Here is an 18,219-nt window from a genome sequence, read left to right as displayed (position 1 = left end):
CACACGACCTTTGTGTTTATGCTTGGCTCTGTCATGTGGATACGTGCTAAACGATCAGGCCTGTATCTACAGACAACCAAACGCAATAACAGAGATGGATCGGTGGTCGAGTACTACCAACTCGCTCACAATATCCGCCATCCAGCGAACAGGGGAACCCGTCGCCGACATCATCCATAATTTCGGGAGGTCCGACGAGTTCGACCGGGATGATCTCGCGCGGCTGTGCCGCTCCATCGCCAGGGTTTGCTGCGTGGACATTCATGATCCTATTGAATCTGCCGCATGTCCTGCAAGCGGTGTGCAATCCTCCATCCTGCCTGAAGGGGTGCGGCAAGCCGGAGGCAAACGGAAGATGTTTCCCCTGCTCCATCGACCCCGAAATGACCAGAGTTTCCTCCAGAAAGCTCGAAATAATTCTTGATTTTATTAACGTATTACGTTAACGATATTGACCGCGAGGGCTGTTGATGGATATCTTGTTTCGTAGTAAGAAATTTGCGAAAGAGTGTAACCAGCAGGAGCTTTTGGTCAAACGCCACGGGGCGCAGAGAGCCAAACTGATCCGAAGGAGGCTCGACGAACTGAGGGCTGCCGCAAACCTTGAGGTCATGCGGGCCCTCCCGCAGGCGCGTTGCCATGAACTGAAAGGCAATCGAAAAGGCCAACTTTCGGTTGACCTTGATCATCCCTACCGTCTTCTCTTCAAGCCGGATCAGGACCCATTGCCGGAGAAACCGGAAGGCGGACTCGACTGGGGTAAGGTGAGTTCAATTGAAATTCTCGGTGTGGAGGATACGCATGGGTAGAACAATCCAAAATGAATACGTTCCGGATTACGTTTCCCCCCCCGGCGAGACCCTGATTGAGACCCTGGAGGCCCTTGGAATGTCACAGGCCGCTCTCGCGGAGCGAACAGGGCGGGCAAAGAAGACGATCAATGAAATCGTCAAAGGCAAAGCGCCCATCACTCCGAAAATATCACTGGAACTGGAGAACGTTCTGGGAGTTCCCGCGGAATTCTGGAACAGCCGTGAAAGCCAATACAGGGAATATCTTGCCCGGAAGGATGAGCAAGAGCGGTTCGAGAAGCATCTCAAATGGCTCGATCTGATCCCGGTCCGCACGATGGTCAAATTCGGATGGATACGGGAGTTCAAAGACAAGGTTCAGCAACTCAGGGAACTCCTGAGATTCTTCCAGATAAGTTCGCCGGATCAGTGGGAGAAGTACGCAAGATCCTATACGGATCAGGTCGTTTTTAGAAAGTCCGAGGCTTTTGAGACCAACCGATCGGCTGTGGTCGCGTGGCTGAGAAGAGGGGAAATACAGGCCAAGAATGTCGAATGCGCTCCGTATGACCAGAGCAAGTTCCGGGAGGTTCTGCGTTTGATTCGTGGCCTGACCAATGAATCGCCGGAAATCTTCTGTTCAAAAATGGTTGATTATGCATCTGCGGCCGGCGTCGCCGTTGTCTTTGTGCAGGAACTGCCGAAAACCCGCATCAGTGCGGCGACTCGCTGGCTGACTCCTTCAAAGGCCTTAATACAACTGAGCCTGCTGTACAAACGCAATGATCACTTCTGGTTTTCTTTCTTTCATGAAGCGGGGCACGTTCTTTTGCATGGAAAGAAAGACTTTTTCATAAACAACCCCAAGAACTACGAGGAAACGGGAGCTGGCCAGGAGAAGAAAGAAATGGAGGCTAACACTTTCGCCGCCACATCTTTGATTCCTGCGGCCGCTTTCAAAGCTCTGACGAGATCAGGGGCGCCATCCAGAGATACTGTGCTGCAATTCGCGTCGGAACTCGGGATCGCTCCGGGAATAATTGTGGGACGCCTTCAACGCGAGGGTATCATACCCTGGAGTCATTACAACGATCTCAAGGTCAGTTTTCGATGGGCTGGAAGCTAATCCATTGCACAGGGGCTAACTGGCCACGAGAAGAGCAGGAGTGCGTGTCGTGTTGGAACGCTTTTCCACTTACGATAAGTCAGTTATGCGTTTCGCAGGTCCTTGACCTGGTGGCACAGCCTCAGCTTGAGGGAATACCCTGACCGGGCGACGAAGGCATTGATCGGAGGTGTTTGCTCCCAAACAAGGTACTGGCGGATCCCCGCAAGCGAAAGGCCAAGGGATGCAAAAACGACTTGCTTGCCCGGGTGGGTGAGAAGAAGCTCAGGGGGAACTCGTCCGATGAAAGCTTTCCGGGATCATCTGGAGGAAAAACTGCACGATAGGGGATTCAGAGACATCTTTGATGAAGAAAGGGGGCTTGTCCGGATTGGCATCGAAGTCGCGGAGGCCAGGGCCAAGCTCGGGATCAGCCAGGTTGACTTGGCCAAACAGTGCTCGAGAACCCAAGCTTCTGCTGATTCCAGCATATCTGTGGTATGAGTGAAACATCCTGCAACGCAGCAAAAGGGTGCTTGATGTCTGAATCCGGCGAAAGACTTGAATTGCCCCCGCCACTTCGCTCTCTTCTGGAGCCCATGAGACGATGGCTCCACCTTTGGGGACTACCGGGGCTCGACCAGCATATTTCAATAGGTTTCAGTGCACGGCTTCGGCGTGCGCTCGCTCGATGCTATCCGAGGCGGCGCCGGGTCATTCTCGCCGCGAGCTTGCAGGAGGCCTCTCCTCTTCTGGAAGAGGTTCTCTGCCACGAGTGTGCTCATCTAGCGGCATACGAACTCTACGGCGACGCCTGCAAACCGCACGGTCCTGAGTGGGCCCGGCTCATGGAATCGGCAGGCTTCACACCACGTAGGCGCGTAGTGCTCAGCAAATCAGAAATTATCCCGGGAAAGGGCCGTCGCCAATATGTTTACATCCATTCCTGCCCGGTTTGTCAAACCCAGCGTACAGCCCGCCGTGCAGTCGGCACATGGCGATGCCCTTGCTGCACGGAATTGGGACTCGATGGTCTGCTTGAGATTTCAAAACGCTTGGTACGTGATGAGGGTGAATCATGACCGAGAAATCGTGTCCATTCTGTTCTCCCGATGATCATCGCGTGTTCTACGAGGGCAAGCTGGTATTTGCACTGTGGGATGGCTTCCCGGTTGCTCCGGGGCATGCGCTCCTCGTTCCCAAACGGCATGTGGCAACCTGGTTCGACGCAACCCCTGAAGAGCGGGAGGAACTCCTGGCTGCTACCGAGGTGGTTCGAGACCACATCCTCTCCCACTTCGAGCCGGCTGGCTTCAACCTGGGAATCAATATCGGCACGGCAGCCGGTCAAACCGTTTTCCATCTTCACCTGCATGTGATCCCAAGATACCACGGCGACGTTGAGGACCCCACCGGGGGTGTTCGCAATGTCATCCCGGCAAAGGCAAACTACCTGAAAAGACCCGTCGTGGAGATGGATGCCATTGCGAAGAGTGCTCACCGGGGGATAACCGGCCCGTTTCTCGACTTGGGTCGATCAGAGCATTTGGTTTCTGGTGGAGATGACCCATTGCTGCCTCATCTCCAGACCCACCTCGATGTCTCCGAACGTGCGGATATGGCCGTAGCTTTCATTCTCGAAAGCGGCATAGACCTTCTCGAGGAACACCTGCAGTCGCTTCTGGATCGCGGGGGGCGAGTTCGGCTTCTTACCGGGGACTACCTGGGAATCACCGACCCCATCGCGTTGTCCCGGCTCCTGGATCTGTGCGAAGGGGCTACAGGCCAATTCGAACTCCGGGTCTTCGAAAGTAGGGGTGTCAGCTTTCACCCCAAAGCCTATATTTTTTACATCGACACTGTACCAGGGGGTGGCGTTGCATATGTTGGGAGCTCCAACCTGAGCGGGCAGGCGCTTGCGGAGGGTATTGAATGGAACTACCGCATAGTCCCTGCCGAAAGTCACAAAGGATTCCGGGCGGTCACCGCCGCCTTCGAAACACTGTTTTGCCACGCACGAACCAGGCCCGTCGACCATGTGTGGATCCGACAATACCAGGAATCGCGAAGGCCGCCCTGCATCAACGTGCCGCCCTCGAACCAGGGCGAGGTCATTTTGGAAGAGGCCCAGAGGAACTGGGGAAGGCTCCCCGTTTCGGTGCCGGCTGAAATTGTCCCCGAGGATGCCAAACCTTCGCCTGAACCCCACAGAATTCAAAGGGAGGCTCTCGAAGCGCTGGCGAGGACCCGTGCCGAAGGCAACCAGGCCGGGCTCGTGGTCCTGGCGACTGGCCTTGGGAAAACGTGGCTCGCAGCCTTCGACAGCGTTCGGTTTGGTGCCGGGAAAGTGTTGTTTGTTGCCCATCGGGAGGAAATCCTTCGGCAGGCGCTGAAGACGTTCCGCCGGATTCGACCGTTTGCCGCCCTTGGGCTTTACAACGGCACGGAAAAGCTGCCTGGCGCGGATGTGCTTTTCGCCTCGATCCAGACGTTGGGGCGCACCAATCATCTCCGGTCTTTTGACCGTAATCTGTTCGACTACGTTGTGATCGACGAATTCCACCATGCCTCTGCCCGGAGCTATCAAAAGCTGATCGACCACTTTCAGCCGGCTTTCCTTCTTGGGCTTACCGCAACGCCGGAAAGGACTGACGGCGGGGACCTCCTGGCGCTCTGCGCAGAGAATCTCGTATACCGCTGCGATCTTGTTGAGGGAATCCGCGACGGGCTCCTCTGCCCTTTTCGGTACTTCGGTGTCCCGGATGAAGTGGACTACAGCAACATTCCGTGGCGTAGCGGTCGCTTTAACGAGGAAGCTCTGACCCGGGCCGTGGCCACCAAAAGGCGTGCCGTGAACGCCCTCGAGCAGTACCGGAGCCGTGCCGGCAGGCGCACCCTCGCCTTCTGCTGCTCCCAGCGTCACGCCGATTTCATGGCGGATTATTTCACCAATCAGGGGGTTCGGGCCGCTTCCGTTCACTCCGGACCGCAGACGGCGCCGAGAGGAGGTACCCTCAAGCGCCTTACCGACGGTGAACTCGATGTGATATTCGCTGTCGACATGTTCAATGAGGGTGTCGACCTCCCTAATGTGGACACCGTCATGATGCTCCGGCCAACGGAATCTCGAATCCTGTGGCTCCAGCAGTTCGGTCGCGGGCTTCGAGTTGCCGAGGGTAAGGACTACCTCCGTGTCATCGACTACATCGGCAATCACCGATCCTTTCTGCTCAAGCCCCGGACGCTGCTGGGTCTTGGGAGGGGTGACAATGAACTTTCGATGGCGCTGGAGGCAGTCCAAAATGGAACATTCGATCTTCCACCGGGATGCGAGGTCACCTATGAACTGGAAGCCGTAGACGTCCTGCGGGCGCTCATCAAGATGCCGCCGGCGCACGAAGCTCTGCGATTCTGGTATGAGGACTTTAAAGAGAACAACGACAGGCGGCCGACAGCTGTCGAGGCCTTTCACGAAGGCTACAACCCCCGCTCTGCCAGGAAGAACTATGGCTCTTGGTTTCGGTTTCTCGCTGCAATGGGCGATCTTTCGGCAGACGAACGCAATGTGTTGGAGAATTCTCGGGCAGGAGACTTCCTCGATATCCTGGAAACCACCCCCATGTCCAGGAGCTTCAAGATGCTCACGCTCATGGCCATGTTGAACGAGGGGCAGTTGCCCGGGCAAATCAAGGTTGAAAGGCTTGTGGAAGGCTTCGCACAGCTGGCCCTTCGCTCGGCGACACTCAGAACTGATGTCGGAGTGGACCTCCAGGACCGAGCAGCCCTTCGCCGATACCTGGAGAGGAATCCCATCGAGGCATGGACCGGAGGGAGGGGCACCAAGCGTAAGTCTTTCTTTTCCTACCGTGACGGAGTTTTCGGGGCCACTTTTACGTTAGAGGATGCTATTCGCGCCGCGTTTCATGAACTTGCACGGGAAATCATAGACTGGAGGCTGGCCGAATACCTCCAGCGACCTTCTCTGAGCAACCCCGTGACGAGCGATATCCTATGCAGGGTCAGTCACGCAAGTGGGCGGCCGATTCTGTTTCTTCCAGACAGAAAGATCCATCCACGCATTCCGCTCGGATGGACAGAAGTGCTTGTGGAAGGGGAGCCTTGTGAAGCCAACTTTGTCAAGGTTGCGGTCAATGTGTTACGTCGAAGAGACTCGGCAAAAAACGTCCTTTCAGAGATACTGAGGCGATGGTTTGGTTCCGACGCTGGTCGCCCCGGCACCAATTTTCAAGTCGTGTTCCGAGAGTCGGATGGAAGCCTGATTCTTGAACCCATCGAGTCGGAGCGCTTTTGAGCAGAAGCCGTTTAGGCTAAGCTTGGCTGAAGTCTGCACATAGTATGACTGGCAGGGATTGATGACGTGCGCGTGGTGCCGAAAGGCTGAGTTCCTTTGATCTTTTAGTTGAGAGAATGGATCACAGTAGTCTTCTTTCATAGATTACTGCGACAGCGTGTGCCTTTGAGGGCGTCGGAGACAGACCTCGCCTTGCTTTTTGGCAAGTGGTCGAGAAATTATGAGATTGGCAGATTGTGTCGGGGAGATGGGCGATGTGGAGGGGAATTCGGGGCCGAGCAAGTTCTTGTCTTGGAGACAGCTTTCTGGAGGCGGGCGGATGCCTGGGGTTGAGGGCAAGCTACCCCCTCATGGGTGCTTGCCGGGAACAATCTCAGTATTGCGAGTCATTGTCCTGATGCCCCCCCGGGAGAATCCCCTCGGGATAGCTTGGCTTCAATCCATGCACACTATATGCACACCCTAAAAATCGGATGCTTGTAAACTGAGAGCTGGCGATGGGATTTGAACCCGCAACCTGCTGATTACAAATCAGCTGCTCTGCCGTTGAGCTACGCCAGCCCGATGGTTGGAAAGGCTTATACCATGCGCCATTCCGGAGGGTCAAGAAACAAACCGGCGCCAGAAGCAAACCCGAGACGGTCGAGAGGGGACGAGAGGTGATTTGCTCCCTATGTGGGAAGATTCAACGCCGGCGTGTGCGTGAGATTCTATGTGTGTCAGCGTCAAGAGCCTCAATTTGGTCACTGGAACAGCGTATCAGGCGATCACAGCCGCGAACGGCTGTCAGGAATGGGTCCAACCGCAACCCGTCGGAGGCGGCTTGAAGCGGTGTCAGCTGTGGATTCGCCTGGAGCGAAGAGCCTTACGACTACCGCAACCCATCGGAGGCAGCTCGAACAGGCGCCAGGCAACATTTGCTCCATTCGACGGGTTTGCCTTCCTGCTGGGCACTCTGCCGTAATTGGCTGCGCACCATCGAGATCGAAGACGAGCCACCTGAGCCGATTCATGTCATCGCTACACACTCATAATGCACAGGTATTTGTCACGCTCAGCATATCTCTTGAGAGAGGCATATTGAGGGTGCGGCTCTCTTTAAGCCAACCTTCATGCGGATTCACAGCCTGTGACACTCCGTGGGCGAAGGTCTCGGAAAGACGCCGACACCCAAAGAATCCCCGATGGGAGCTCACACGAGAATTACCGTGTGAAACAAGCCGTCGCGCAGCGAATACCTCACTTCATAGCCAAGTTCCGCAAGCATGCGCCGCATGTTCTCGTTCCGAACATCGATGAGGCTCCAGAAACGGCGGATACCGTGCTCGCTTCCACGCGTCTCGGAAAGACGCCGGCACCCGAAGAATCCCCGGCGGGAGCTCACCCGAGAATTTCCGTGTGAAACAAGCCGTGGCGCAGCGAATACCTCACTTCATAACCAAGTTCCGCAAGCATGCGCCGCATGTTCTCGTTCCGAACATCGATGAGGCTCCAGAAACGGCGGATATCGTGCTCGCTTCCAGGCGCCTCGGGAACCCGCCGGCACCCAAGGAATCCCCGGCGGGAGCTCACACGAGAATCTCCGTGTGAAACAAGCCGTCGCGCAGCGAATACCTCACTTCATAGCCAAGTTCCGCAAGCATGCGTCGCATGTTCTCGTTCCGGACGTCTATGAGGCTCCAGAAACGGCGAATGCCGTGCTCGCTCCCGATCTCGAGGACTCGTCTCAGCAAAGCCCTGCCGAGCCCCAGGCGCTGCCAGTCGTCACGGACCGCAATGGCGAAGTCCGTATGCTCGTCATCGGGATTGTAACCGTAACGCCCCACGGCAATGACGGCATCTTTCCCGTCCTCTTCGACGGCGGCCACAAGGGCGAATTCGGTCCTGTAATCGACGTGCGTGAATCGATGAACCATGGCTTCGGGCAGGGATTGCAGGGGCCGCAGGAAACGAAAGTAGATGGAATCCGGAGAAATCTTGTTGAACAGGTCGACGAGAAGCGGCCCGTCCGTGTGACGAATGGGCCTGAGAAGCACCTGCCTCCCGTTCTTGAGCGTGAGTCGGCTCTCATATTGAGCGGGATAGCTATCGGTCGGAATGCTCGACATTGCCGTTGCTCCTCGCAATACTGACGTTCCGCCGGCTGTCGGCCTTCATTGGGTCTTGATGCCCCCGGGGAAGCCCGTGCCGGCCCAAGGCAGCGAAGAAGCGCCGGTCGTCGGTTTCCATTGCGGCTTGATGCCTCGGGGGAGGCCATGCCATCCGGAGGCGGAGAAAACCCGACGGCCGTCGCTCTGAGTCAGGCCGTGATGCCGAGTCGCGTTCAAGGCTGCGGCATCGGGCGGGAGAGGGTGGAAAGCCCGTCAATCGCCCCGATGTTTCGTCCATCACGGCTCGGCGTTCTCGCCGGATGGGCGTTCGCTTCCACCAGGCGCTGACCTTGGTTCGGCGCGTGACTCAGCTTGCCGCATACCCCGGCTCGGCGTGCGCCCCGGCCTTGCGTTCGCTGCCACCCGGCGCCTTACCGGTCTTGTTTGTCGAAAGGAATCTGTGAGCATAAGGAACGGCAGGCGCCTGCGACGAAATCATCCATGATGCCGCGCTTCACCCGCGAAGCATGAAAACAGGCTCACCCGGGAATCTATTTTCCAGGTAAATGACAATCATCGGGAACCGAGCTCGATCGGTCGAAAGAAACATGTCCGGACTGCGTCCGGTCAACTGGAGAATGGAAGAGGGGGAGGATTTGGAAATGTCAATCGCGCTGTCGCCGAGCCACGCAGGCCCAATGCTTGATTTTCCTTATACCATGCGGTTTTTCGGGCGGTCAAGGGAAACCCTCCCCGCCCCGATCCTCGACACACCCGCCAGGAATCTCTCGCAAAGGCGTTTTGACACCCTGTGCTCGTAAATCTCCCCGGCGGGCGTCATGCCGAGGATTTTGCCCTCCGCCAGGAAGGCACGGAGCAAGTCCTTCCCGACCTCGATGCGGTCGACGGGCTCGGCGGGCAATGCTCCCACGGCGGCTGTTTCCGAGCGGGATGCATCCCGCGCGCTGCGGGCCGTTGCCCCAGCGCCGTGCCGATCCTCCCGCTCCTCCAAGTCCGAACCGTTCACGCACGGGTTCGCTTGGGCAGACATCGCTCCCCGGCTCCGCTCCGCCATGACGTCCGCCGCGGCGCCGGCCGAGCACCGGTCCGCCTGAGCGCGGAATGACTCCCCGGTTCGCCCGCGACCCGCCCGTGCCCCGGCCTCGCGTCGCTCCTCCCGATTGCCCGCCACCACGGCACGCCCCGCCTCCTCCAGCAACTTCATGAAGTTCAGAATCCGCCCCAGGCGGAGCAATGTCGCCGATTCGTCCCGCGTGGTCGTGTCGGAAACGGGGAGGGCGGTCGATCGCATGAGCGAGAACTTCCCGGGCAGGAGCCCAGAGCGCGCGCAACGCGCAAAGTCCGCGCTGCCCGGCGCCGGGTAGTAGACGGAGACTCCTGCGACGACCGGGCGTTCCGCCAGGTAGAGCAAATCGTCCACGGAGTCGGCGGCGCTCTGCCCCGGCGCGCCCACGATGACGTAACCCACGGCGTTCAGCCCGACCTGCTCCGCCCAGGCCAGCGCCCGTTCGAACCCGTCCCGCACGTCCGGCCTCCCGAACCGCCGGGCCTGCTCAGGGCAGGCCGACCCCAGCGAGAGGTTCAGCGCCGTGAACCCCGCCTCCTTCATGGCGCTCACCATCTCCTCGTCGAGCGACGGCGGAAACAGGCCGTTCATGGCCCGCAGCTCGAGCCGCCCCGCCCCGAACCGGCCTGTGATCCCATCGAGCAGTTCCATGAACCACGGCTTGCGCAGCGAGAGGTTCTCGTCCTCGAAATCGATGAACCCGGCCCCGTATTCGTTCACCGCAACCTCGATTTCGCGCAGAACGGAATCCACGCTCCTCCGCCGGTACTTGAGCCATTCGGCCCCGCCGATGGAGCAGTACGAGCAACGGAGCGGACAGCCCCGGCTCGCCGTCACCACGGCCGCGCCCCTTGCCCCCCTGCGGTAGAACTTCCCGTCGATCAATCCCTGCGCCGGCAGGGGATAGCGGTCCAGATCGTCCATCACGGCCGGGTCCGCCGCGCGCAATCCGCCCTCGGCGGCGCGGTACACGATGCCGGGCACATGCTCTATCCCGCTCCCCGCCCGCACCGCCCGCGCCAGCAGCGGCAGCGACGCCTCGCCCTCGCCCCGGAGCACGAAGTCCACCGCGCCGCATTCCATAACGGATTCGTACAGTTCCGTCGGGTGATGGCCCCCCATCACGATGGTGCAACCGGGGGCGGCGTTCCGCACCGTTTCGGCCGTCCGCAGGGCCTCCCCGCAGTAAGCGGTGAAAAGCGATGAAATGCCCACCAGGAAAGGCTTCGCCCTCCGCACCGCCTCCGCGATCTTCCCGAAGCTCAGCCCGTAGTGCCGGTAGCGGTGAAACAACCCGAAAGGAGAAATGTCCGGCTTGCCGTACCAGGCTTTCAGGTATTCCATTTCGACGGGAAAGTCGATGGACTTCGACTTGCGGGTGGCGAGGCAGTCGAGGATTTCCACGGAAAAACCCTCCCGCATGAGCACCGCCGCCACCGAAGCCAGCCCATATGGGATGGTCCTTTTCGCGGTGAGATAGAAATCCCTGATGGGGGGCTGGATGAGGAGGATGTCCGCCATGCCGCTCACATGCTCATCATCGGGTCGCGGTCCACGGCCAGCTGAACGCGCCTCAACGCGGGATCGCTTCGCGCGCCGCTCAGAACGGTTTCCGTGAAATCCTGCAGGTCGCGGCTCGTCCAGGCCTTGACGAAAACGTGCCAGCGGTAGCGGTCCTTGAGCTTGAGCAGGGGAGCGGGGGACGGTCCGAGAACGGCTGCCGGGCGCCCCGAAGCGTCGAACCGTTCCGCCGTCTCCCGGCACAGGGCGGCCAGCCGTCGGGCGGCCTCGCGTGTCTGCGCCTCGCTGCGCGAAGTCACCAGGAATTTCAGGAACCTCGCGAACGGCGGGTACCGAAGTTGTTCGCGCGATTGCAGCTCGATGTCGCAGAACCTTTCGTAGTCGAGCGCCAGCACCGCTTCGAGGGTGTAATGGAACTGGTTGTAAGTCTGGAGAATCACCCGCCCGGGCTGTTCGCCGCGCCCGGCCCGCCCCGCCACCTGCATGAGCAGCTGCACCGTCGTCTCTCCCGCGCGGAAATCGGGGAACTGCAGCGCCGTATCCGCATTGATCACCCCGACCAGCGTAATGTCGGGAAAATCGTGCCCCTTGCCCACCATCTGCGTTCCGATGAGTACGTTGGCGCGCCCGGATCGAACGGCGTCGAGGCTTTCCACCAGGTCTTCCGGGCGGCTCACCGTGTCCCGATCGATCCGCACGATGCGGGCGTCCGGCAGCTCACGCCGCACTTCCTCCTCCACGCGCTCGGTCCCGAACCCGAGCGGGAACAAGCCTGCGTGGCCGCACGCCGGGCAGCGCTCGGGCACGGCCTCCTCCTTCCCGCAGTAGTGGCAGCGCAGGATCTTCTCCCGCTGGTGATAGGTGAGACTGACGCTGCACGAAGAGCACTGAAGCACCGCGCCGCAGACACCGCATAAGAAACAGGTGGCGAAGCCTCGCCGGTTGAGAAAGAGAAGGGCCTGGTCGCCCGCCTGCAGGGTTTCCGCCAGGGCCGTGCGCAGCCGATGAGAAAGGATGCGGGCGCGCGAGGACTCGCGGCGCATGTCCACGATCTCGAGGGTCGGCAGCGGGCGGTCCAGGATGCGCCGAGGCAGGAGGAGCGGGCGGTAGCGTTCCAGCCTGCTCTGGTGGATGGTCTGCAGGCTGGGGGTGGCCGATCCGAGCACCACCGGGATTCCCAGGAGCCGCGCCCGCACCAGCGCCGCGTCGCGCGCGTGGTAGCGCAGGTGGTCGTCCTGCTTGTACGACGGGTCGTGTTCCTCGTCCACCACGATGAGGCCCGGATCGCGAACGGGCATGAAGACGGCCGACCGGGCGCCGAGCACCACGGTCCTGCGGCCCGCCAGGATGTCCCGCCACTGATCGTGCCGGGCTCCTTCCGGGACGCCGCTGTGCCAGACCGCGAGCCGCTCGCCGAAACGCTGCCGGAAGAGGGCTTCGAGCTGGGTGCTGAGGCCGATTTCAGGCACCAGGACGAGCGCGCCGCGCCCCCGTTTGAGCGTTTCCTCGACCAGCCGCATGTAGACTTCGGTCTTGCCGCTTCCGGTGACCCCGAACAGCATGAACGGCTGGAAAGGCCCGCTTGCGAGATACGGGGAAACCGCGTCGAAAACCTCCTGCTGGTCCGGGGTGAGCCGCGGCGGCGGGGCTTCCGGCAAGGCCTGCGCGAGCCGGAACGTGCGTTCCTCCTCCCGCTCTTCCACCCGCACCGTTCCTGCGGCCGCGAGCTTGCGCAGCCAGTAGTCGGCGTTTCGCACTTCCCGGCGCACCACGCTCAGCGGGATACCGGCATCCGCTCCCCGCAGGAGCGCGACGAGCGACTTCAGGTTGGCGTTGTGCTCGATCGGCCCGGGATCCGGTTCACCTGCCAGGCGGACCACCTTGACCGTCTTCGGGCCGGGCAATCCGCATCGCCATTCATGGCACCGTTCCACCAGCCCCCGGTTTTCAAGTTCCCTGAGCTTTTGACGGAAGCCTCGCGGCGAGCCGCAGGCGGCTTCGAGCTCGGCAAGAGCCGTCGGCCCCCGGCGATGCAGCAACTCCCCGATTTCGTCCCGTTGCGTTTCGGCCCGTTCCTCCCCCGCGGGCGTAAGGCGCACGAAGACTTGCGGGGCGTTGGTCGCCCCGGAGGGAAGGGCCGTCTGGAGGACTTCTCCCACAGGATAGAAGTAGTAGGAAGCAAGCCAGCGGCACAGTGCGATGAGATCGGGAGTGAGCACGGGAGCGTCGTCCAGGACTGCCAGGATTGGCTTCAGGCGGACCTCCGGGGGCATGTCCGGGGGAGGGCAGTCGGCGCGGGCCAGGATGAGCCCGGTGGCGCTTCTTCTTCCCAGGGGGACCAGCACGCGCGCGCCGGGGCGCGCCCCGGCGTTCAGCTCGGAGGGAATCGCGTAGTGCAGGGTCTTCTCGAGAGCGCTGAAAATCGATACTTCCGCGAAAGGACCCGCCACCGGATCACCCGCTGGTCGGACCTTCGGCGGTATTCGCCGTGGGGGCGGAACTGCCGTCGAGGGCGGCCTGGCCGAGGTCGCGCTTTTTTTCAAAATCGAGCCGCAGCGTTTTCGGAATGGTGCGGGAGCGGGGGAAATCCGACTTGAGATAATTGACCGGTTTACCGTTACGGACGAAGCGGAAGTCGAGGTAGGGCGTCGTCGAGGCATCGGTGGAGCCCACCAGGCCGATGATTTCACCCTGAGTCACCTTCCTGCCTTTTGCGAGTCCTTTGCTGAAGGCGGACAGGTGACCGTAATGGGTCTTGTAGCCGCCTTTGTGCACGATCTGGATGAAGCGGCCCGCCTTGTCCGTTCTTCCCATGGCCGCGACCGTCCCGTCTCCCACCGCGCTGACCGGCGTTCCCTTCGGTGCCGTGTAATCCACGCCCAGGTGCGGCCGGTAGATCTTGAGAATCGGTTTCAAAGGCTTGTAGTTCGATGCGGCCATGATCCGCCGGTAGTTCAGGGGGCTCTTCAGAAAGGGTTTGCGAAGCGACGTTCCCTTGGCGTCGAAGTATTCCGTGGCCCCGTCCGGGAACTGGTAGAGGAAAGCCTGCAAGCGCTGCCCGGAAGCCGTGAACTCGGCCGCCAGGATGACCCCCGGCCGCGATTTCCGGCCGTCCTTCACCCAATCTTCGTAGTGGACGACGAAGGTGTCGCCTTCTTTCAGATCCGAGTTGAAGTCGACGTCGTAGGCGAAGATATCGGTCAGATCCGCCACGAGGGCCGCCGGCAGACCGGCTCCGATGCAAGATTCGTAGAGATCCTCGGCATAAACGCCCCGGACCGTGTTTCCGATGGGCAGAGGGCTGCTCCCGTCATCCCGGCAGTTCCATTCGGTGCCGACTCTGCGCAGCGTGTACGTGGAACCTTGAGCCGCGGACAGGATGAGCTTCACCGGCTGGTTGTCGCTGCGGCCCACGTGTATGATGAGCTCGTCGTCGGGCTTGATCTGGCTGAGCGCGGGGAAGTTGCGGCAGGATTTTTCCCACTGGCCGATGACCGCCGCGGGAAGGCCCGAGGACTCGACGATCCCGGAGAGGGATTCGCCGGCGCGAACGATGTGATGCCGTATGGCAAACCGCTCGAGATACTGGGAACGCACGGCGAAGGCATCGGGATAATCAAGGGAGACGGGGGTCGCGGGTTCGGCGGTCGTCGCGGGCGCGGCAGGCGTCGCCGGGACCTTCTCATCCGGTGTCTGGAGCAGGCTGTACGATCCGAAGGCAAAGCCGAGGACCACGAGCGCGATGAAGACGTGCTTGCCTCTCATCCATCGCGTCCTGGGAATTCGGTGGTCGGGTCTGCCGGGGATGGTTTTGATCACGAACTTCTTCATGGGTGCCCGCCGGGGGTAGCCGCCGCCTTCCGGATGGCGGCCGCGACCGAGTCGGAAGTGATGCCCGGATCTTGGCAAGCATGATCCGTCTACTGTGAGGTGAATCGTCCAAGGTTCATTTCTATCACATCGGCTGAGAACAGGTCAAAAGTAAAAAGGAAACGGGGCCGCGGAGGCACGCAGGGAGGCCGTTCCCGGCAGTGGTGGACAAGTTCGGTCAGGACGTCGTCGATAGGAGCGTTGGATGATTGACTTCACGAGAGAAGAAAATATCGAACGAGGGCCACCCAACAATTGCCGGTGCCGGGCCCGACCGGGTATACTCGATGCACCAGGGAGGAACGATTATGAAGAGGTTGTTGATTGTGCTCGTGCTTGCACTCGGACTGATGTTGTCCGGATTTGCATTCGCTCCGGAAGCCGCGGACGCGGGGAAAGCTCAGACGAACTGCCCTGTGATGGGTGGAAAGATCGACAGGACGGTTTTCGCGGATTACCAGGGGAAACGGGTGTATTTTTGCTGCACCGGCTGTGTCGAAGACTTCCGGAAAGATCCTGACAAGTACATCAGAAAGCTCGAGTCCGAAGGCGTGGAGCTTGAGAAAACCTCCGACGCCAAGTGATCGGTCCATCGCGGCTCGGCCGGTGACGTTGTCACCGGCCGAGCCGGTTTTTTCGTCCTGCTTCCCGCCTGTGACCATGCTTTACCCCCGTTCCTTGGTTGATTCATTGCCGGGTGCAATCCATTTTTCCGTGGTAATTTGATCATTTGACACAATCCGGCCGTTCCTGTAAGCTGAAGACATGTGTGCTGAAGCACGATCAATACAAGTTTTCCGTGGCGTCCGGGGGCTTCATCGGCCGCGTGCATCCCCCTGTATTGGCTGCAGCTCGAACAACCGGAGGCGCAATACAATGAAACCTGCATCCTTGCGCAATGTGATTTTTGTATTGATTCTTGCGATACTGACGATCCCGCGGGCCGTCGATGCCGCGGAAGTTTTCCAGTTCGCTACAGACGAAATCCGGATGGAGATCCTCTCCCGGGAGGTTTTTGAAGCCCGCTTCGGGGGCAACCCGGACGTTCCCCGCACGGACGAGGAAATCCTCGCGCTGGCCGCAAAGATCTATTCTCCCCTGGAAGTGGAGACGCCCCCCGCCCGTGAGGGGGAGGCGGAATGCGGGTACCCGCGAATAACCAGCCTTATGGCAGGGCTGCAAAACCCGGCAATCTCGGATGAGACGCGGCGGCGGGTGGACGATCTCATGGCGGGCGCGGTTCCGGAGTTGCCTCGCGAGGAGATTTTCGGGCACTTCAAGTTCAAGTGGACGGACAACGATTCCAACGAGCTGCACAACGTCACCCGCGAGGACATTCGAGCGCTGTCCTTGTATTTGAACCGATACTGGAATGTGTACACGGACATCTTCGGGATCGAACCTCAGTGTTACGAGGAGTACGGCGAGAAGTTGATCGACATCAAGGTGTTCTACTTCGGGGACATGGGATCGACGCATAATTCCTTGAAGTATATCAATTTGAACAGCAGGTCGGTGGCAAAGGATCCGTGTCGCAGGAGGTCGGTATCGGCCCACGAGCTTTTCCATCGCGTGCAGTTCACGTGCGGTCTCGAGGATCCGTACCCGGGCGTGATGTGGTTGGCGGAGGGCACCGCCGTCTGGGCGATGAAGTGGGCATTGGCGGCCGGAGACGTCTCCCCCGTTTACGATTATGTCAACCGCATGAACGAAGGGCTGGCCAACCCGGACAAGAACCTGTTGCTCAATCGGGCCTACGATTCGGCCCATTTTTGGGTTTATTTGGCTGACAGAGCCGGGTGGGAAGCCATCCGGGATGCGTGGAAAAGGTACCACTCCCAGGCGCAAAAGGATCCCCGCGCCGCCGTGGCTGCCGTGGTGCGGGCAAAGCTCGGGCTGGACTTCGATCACTTTCTTCACAAATGGCACAAGACCAATTACATCCAGGGTCTTGCCAATGCTCCTTCTGAATACGATTACGCGCTTGAAGGGACACCGCATGTCACGTGCGAAGCCACCCGCCAGCTGCGCCGCGTCCAGATCAATGCCGCCCACAAGATTTCTTCGAATTCGACGCGTTTCACCTTCAACGGCCGAGTGGCCCCGTACGGCGCCGATTACTATCGGTTCGCCCTGGGCGATCAGCTGACGCGCGTCCGCGTGAGAGTGACCGGGGAAGCCGCGGGCAACTTCAGTTACTTTTTCATGGGGGTCAGGTCGAACAAGGGGCAGGAGCCCGTCAAGCAAAGCTTTGCAGGGCAGTGTGAGTTCTACAAAACCCTGAAGCCGGGGGAGTGGGGCCAACTGATCATGATCGTCGCGGGACGGTCCGAGGGCGGCGATTACACGGTTCAGGTCATCCCGGCGCCGGGGGATGCCGACTGCATCAACGGTTACTGGCAGAAGGACGGTTCCATCGAGTTCTGGCATCTGGCTTACGACGAGGTCGAGGACATAATCAAAGGAAGTTACGTCGGTTTCCCGGGTTGCAACCTGCTGGTCCGGGGGACCTACTCGGCGCCCAACATTGAATTCACCACCACCACCGATCCGGCGCGCCAGGACTGTTACCGGGTGAGCATAGACGGAATTCTGGCGGGCTGCAGGTGGATCTACGCCACCAGGACCACGCGCTACGATTCGAAGGGCGCCTTTTATCTTCTGAAGAAGGTTACCGCGCCGTCCGCACCTCATGAGGAGTGATCCGGCGAAGGGCGGCTGAACATGCCGAGCTCGGCCAACTCGGGGACAAGGCCGACGTCGAAGACCCCTTTGTCGAAGTATTCGTCGACCTTGGGCATATAACGGTCTTCGACTCAGCGGCGGACGGTATCGCGCGCATTCCGCTCCTCGTCGTTCAACAGATGTTCGCTGTGGTGACAGTCGACGCCCTGGAACCGCTTCATAAAATCCACCCATCTCTCCTGACGAAGACAGGGTCCGGGGGAGGTATTCTCGTGCTGCGGGGTGCGCCGCGACCACATCACGGCCCTCATACCAAAAGGTTCCAGGGGCGAGGGACAACGTCCTCGGCCGCTTCGAAGGGACTCTCCTCGCCCGGTACACGGAGCCTCGCAGGAAGTGAATTTCATTAATAATGATTAATAATATTCGTGCCAAAGACGGCAATGGGCCGCGCTCCACACTCAGGTTCGACGGGTTCGCCGCATGGCGAATCACCCCAATGCCTTATGCATCAAGGAATAAGGGGCAATGACCACAACTCTGCCGCATCACGGGCATTAATGAAAAAACAGTGCGTAGTCATTAATGTGCGCCGGCCGAACGAGTTGTCAATCCGCGTAAAAAGATGGTCTGAGCCGATTCGTCGGCGATTTAGTGCTTGCTAAGGGCATTGAGGTAAGTATAATTGCCTACCGAAAGGGGCTGGAGTAAAGGTACTTTTGTGATTTAGGTTCATAATCCCGGGGCAATACATTGCG

11 protein-coding genes, 1 tRNA gene and 1 pseudogene are annotated in these 18,219 nt (G+C 59.8%); 8 read left to right on the top strand and 5 right to left on the bottom strand.

Annotation, left to right across the window (positions count from 1 at the left end):
* Positions 1–60: 60 nt before the first annotated feature.
* From SFUM_RS24185 to SFUM_RS07475, 6 genes and pseudogenes are all read left to right on the top strand, one after another.
* A pseudogene (locus SFUM_RS24185) lies at positions 61–334 on the top strand (IS1634 family transposase N-terminal domain-related protein); the annotation flags it as partial.
* A 136-nt stretch (positions 335–470) separates the two neighbouring features.
* Positions 471–809, top strand: coding sequence for a type II toxin-antitoxin system RelE/ParE family toxin (locus tag SFUM_RS07490; protein ID WP_041440127.1), 339 nt, complete (start codon positions 471–473; stop codon positions 807–809).
* A complete protein-coding gene (locus tag SFUM_RS07485; protein ID WP_011698303.1) occupies positions 802–1,917 on the top strand; it encodes a helix-turn-helix domain-containing protein in 1,116 nt (371 codons plus the stop codon). The genes SFUM_RS07490 and SFUM_RS07485 overlap by 8 nt, the downstream gene beginning before the upstream one ends.
* A 282-nt stretch (positions 1,918–2,199) precedes the next feature.
* Positions 2,200–2,400, top strand: coding sequence for a hypothetical protein (locus tag SFUM_RS07480; RefSeq protein ID WP_041440122.1), 201 nt, complete (start codon positions 2,200–2,202; stop codon positions 2,398–2,400).
* Entirely contained in the window at positions 2,397–2,978 is a 582-nt protein-coding gene (locus tag SFUM_RS24110; protein WP_011698301.1) for a SprT family zinc-dependent metalloprotease, read from the top strand. The genes SFUM_RS07480 and SFUM_RS24110 overlap by 4 nt, the downstream gene beginning before the upstream one ends.
* The gene (locus SFUM_RS07475; protein ID WP_011698300.1) at positions 2,975–6,208 is read left to right on the top strand and encodes a DEAD/DEAH box helicase family protein; all 3,234 of its coding nucleotides are present in this window, start codon (positions 2,975–2,977) and stop codon (positions 6,206–6,208) included. Before SFUM_RS24110 ends, SFUM_RS07475 begins: the two co-directional genes overlap by 4 nt.
* Positions 6,209–6,697: 489 nt before the next feature.
* Here SFUM_RS07475 and SFUM_RS07470 read toward each other — a convergent pair.
* The 5 genes from SFUM_RS07470 to SFUM_RS21555 all read right to left on the bottom strand — a co-directional run bounded on the left by SFUM_RS07470 (position 6,698) and on the right by SFUM_RS21555 (position 14,737).
* Positions 6,698–6,769 (bottom strand) — tRNA-Thr (locus tag SFUM_RS07470).
* A gap of 1,007 nt (positions 6,770–7,776) precedes the next feature.
* Positions 7,777–8,316: a GNAT family N-acetyltransferase gene (locus SFUM_RS07455; RefSeq protein ID WP_011698298.1), complete on the bottom strand. Its 540-nt coding sequence runs from the start codon at positions 8,314–8,316 to the stop codon at positions 7,777–7,779.
* 694 nt (positions 8,317–9,010) lie between these two features.
* A complete protein-coding gene (locus SFUM_RS07450; RefSeq protein WP_011698297.1) occupies positions 9,011–10,906 on the bottom strand; it encodes a B12-binding domain-containing radical SAM protein in 1,896 nt (631 codons plus the stop codon).
* A gap of 5 nt (positions 10,907–10,911) precedes the next feature.
* Positions 10,912–13,356, bottom strand: a complete 2,445-nt coding sequence (gene priA / locus SFUM_RS07445) for a replication restart helicase PriA (RefSeq protein WP_011698296.1) — start codon at positions 13,354–13,356, stop codon at positions 10,912–10,914.
* 4 nt (positions 13,357–13,360) lie between these two features.
* The gene (locus SFUM_RS21555; RefSeq protein WP_049766318.1) at positions 13,361–14,737 is read right to left on the bottom strand and encodes a M23 family metallopeptidase; all 1,377 of its coding nucleotides are present in this window, start codon (positions 14,735–14,737) and stop codon (positions 13,361–13,363) included.
* Between the two features lie 347 nt (positions 14,738–15,084).
* Between SFUM_RS21555 and SFUM_RS07435 the strand changes: the two genes are divergently transcribed.
* Complete coding sequence (locus SFUM_RS07435) at positions 15,085–15,360, top strand: YHS domain-containing protein (RefSeq protein WP_011698294.1); 276 nt, start codon at positions 15,085–15,087, stop codon at positions 15,358–15,360.
* A gap of 292 nt (positions 15,361–15,652) precedes the next feature.
* The gene (locus SFUM_RS07430) at positions 15,653–17,479 is read left to right on the top strand and encodes a hypothetical protein (protein WP_011698293.1); all 1,827 of its coding nucleotides are present in this window, start codon (positions 15,653–15,655) and stop codon (positions 17,477–17,479) included.
* The last annotated feature ends 740 nt before the right edge of the window (positions 17,480–18,219 follow it).

The organism is Syntrophobacter fumaroxidans MPOB (genome assembly GCF_000014965.1).
In the GTDB taxonomy this organism is placed as follows: domain Bacteria; phylum Desulfobacterota; class Syntrophobacteria; order Syntrophobacterales; family Syntrophobacteraceae; genus Syntrophobacter; species Syntrophobacter fumaroxidans.
The sequence above is the reverse complement of the archived record's forward strand: the minus strand, read 5'-3'. Positions and strand labels throughout refer to the sequence as shown.

Coding starts and splice junctions, on each gene's coding strand:
- SFUM_RS07490 (WP_041440127.1), top strand. CDS start 471: ATGGATATCTTGTTTCGTAGTAAGAAATTTGCGAAAGAGTGTAACCAG.
- SFUM_RS07485 (WP_011698303.1), top strand. CDS start 802: ATGGGTAGAACAATCCAAAATGAATACGTTCCGGATTACGTTTCCCCC.
- SFUM_RS07480 (WP_041440122.1), top strand. CDS start 2,200: ATGAAAGCTTTCCGGGATCATCTGGAGGAAAAACTGCACGATAGGGGA.
- SFUM_RS24110 (WP_011698301.1), top strand. CDS start 2,397: ATGAGTGAAACATCCTGCAACGCAGCAAAAGGGTGCTTGATGTCTGAA.
- SFUM_RS07475 (WP_011698300.1), top strand. CDS start 2,975: ATGACCGAGAAATCGTGTCCATTCTGTTCTCCCGATGATCATCGCGTG.
- SFUM_RS07455 (WP_011698298.1), bottom strand. CDS start 8,316: ATGTCGAGCATTCCGACCGATAGCTATCCCGCTCAATATGAGAGCCGA.
- SFUM_RS07450 (WP_011698297.1), bottom strand. CDS start 10,906: ATGGCGGACATCCTCCTCATCCAGCCCCCCATCAGGGATTTCTATCTC.
- SFUM_RS21555 (WP_049766318.1), bottom strand. CDS start 14,737: ATGAAGAAGTTCGTGATCAAAACCATCCCCGGCAGACCCGACCACCGA.
- SFUM_RS07435 (WP_011698294.1), top strand. CDS start 15,085: ATGAAGAGGTTGTTGATTGTGCTCGTGCTTGCACTCGGACTGATGTTG.
- SFUM_RS07430 (WP_011698293.1), top strand. CDS start 15,653: ATGAAACCTGCATCCTTGCGCAATGTGATTTTTGTATTGATTCTTGCG.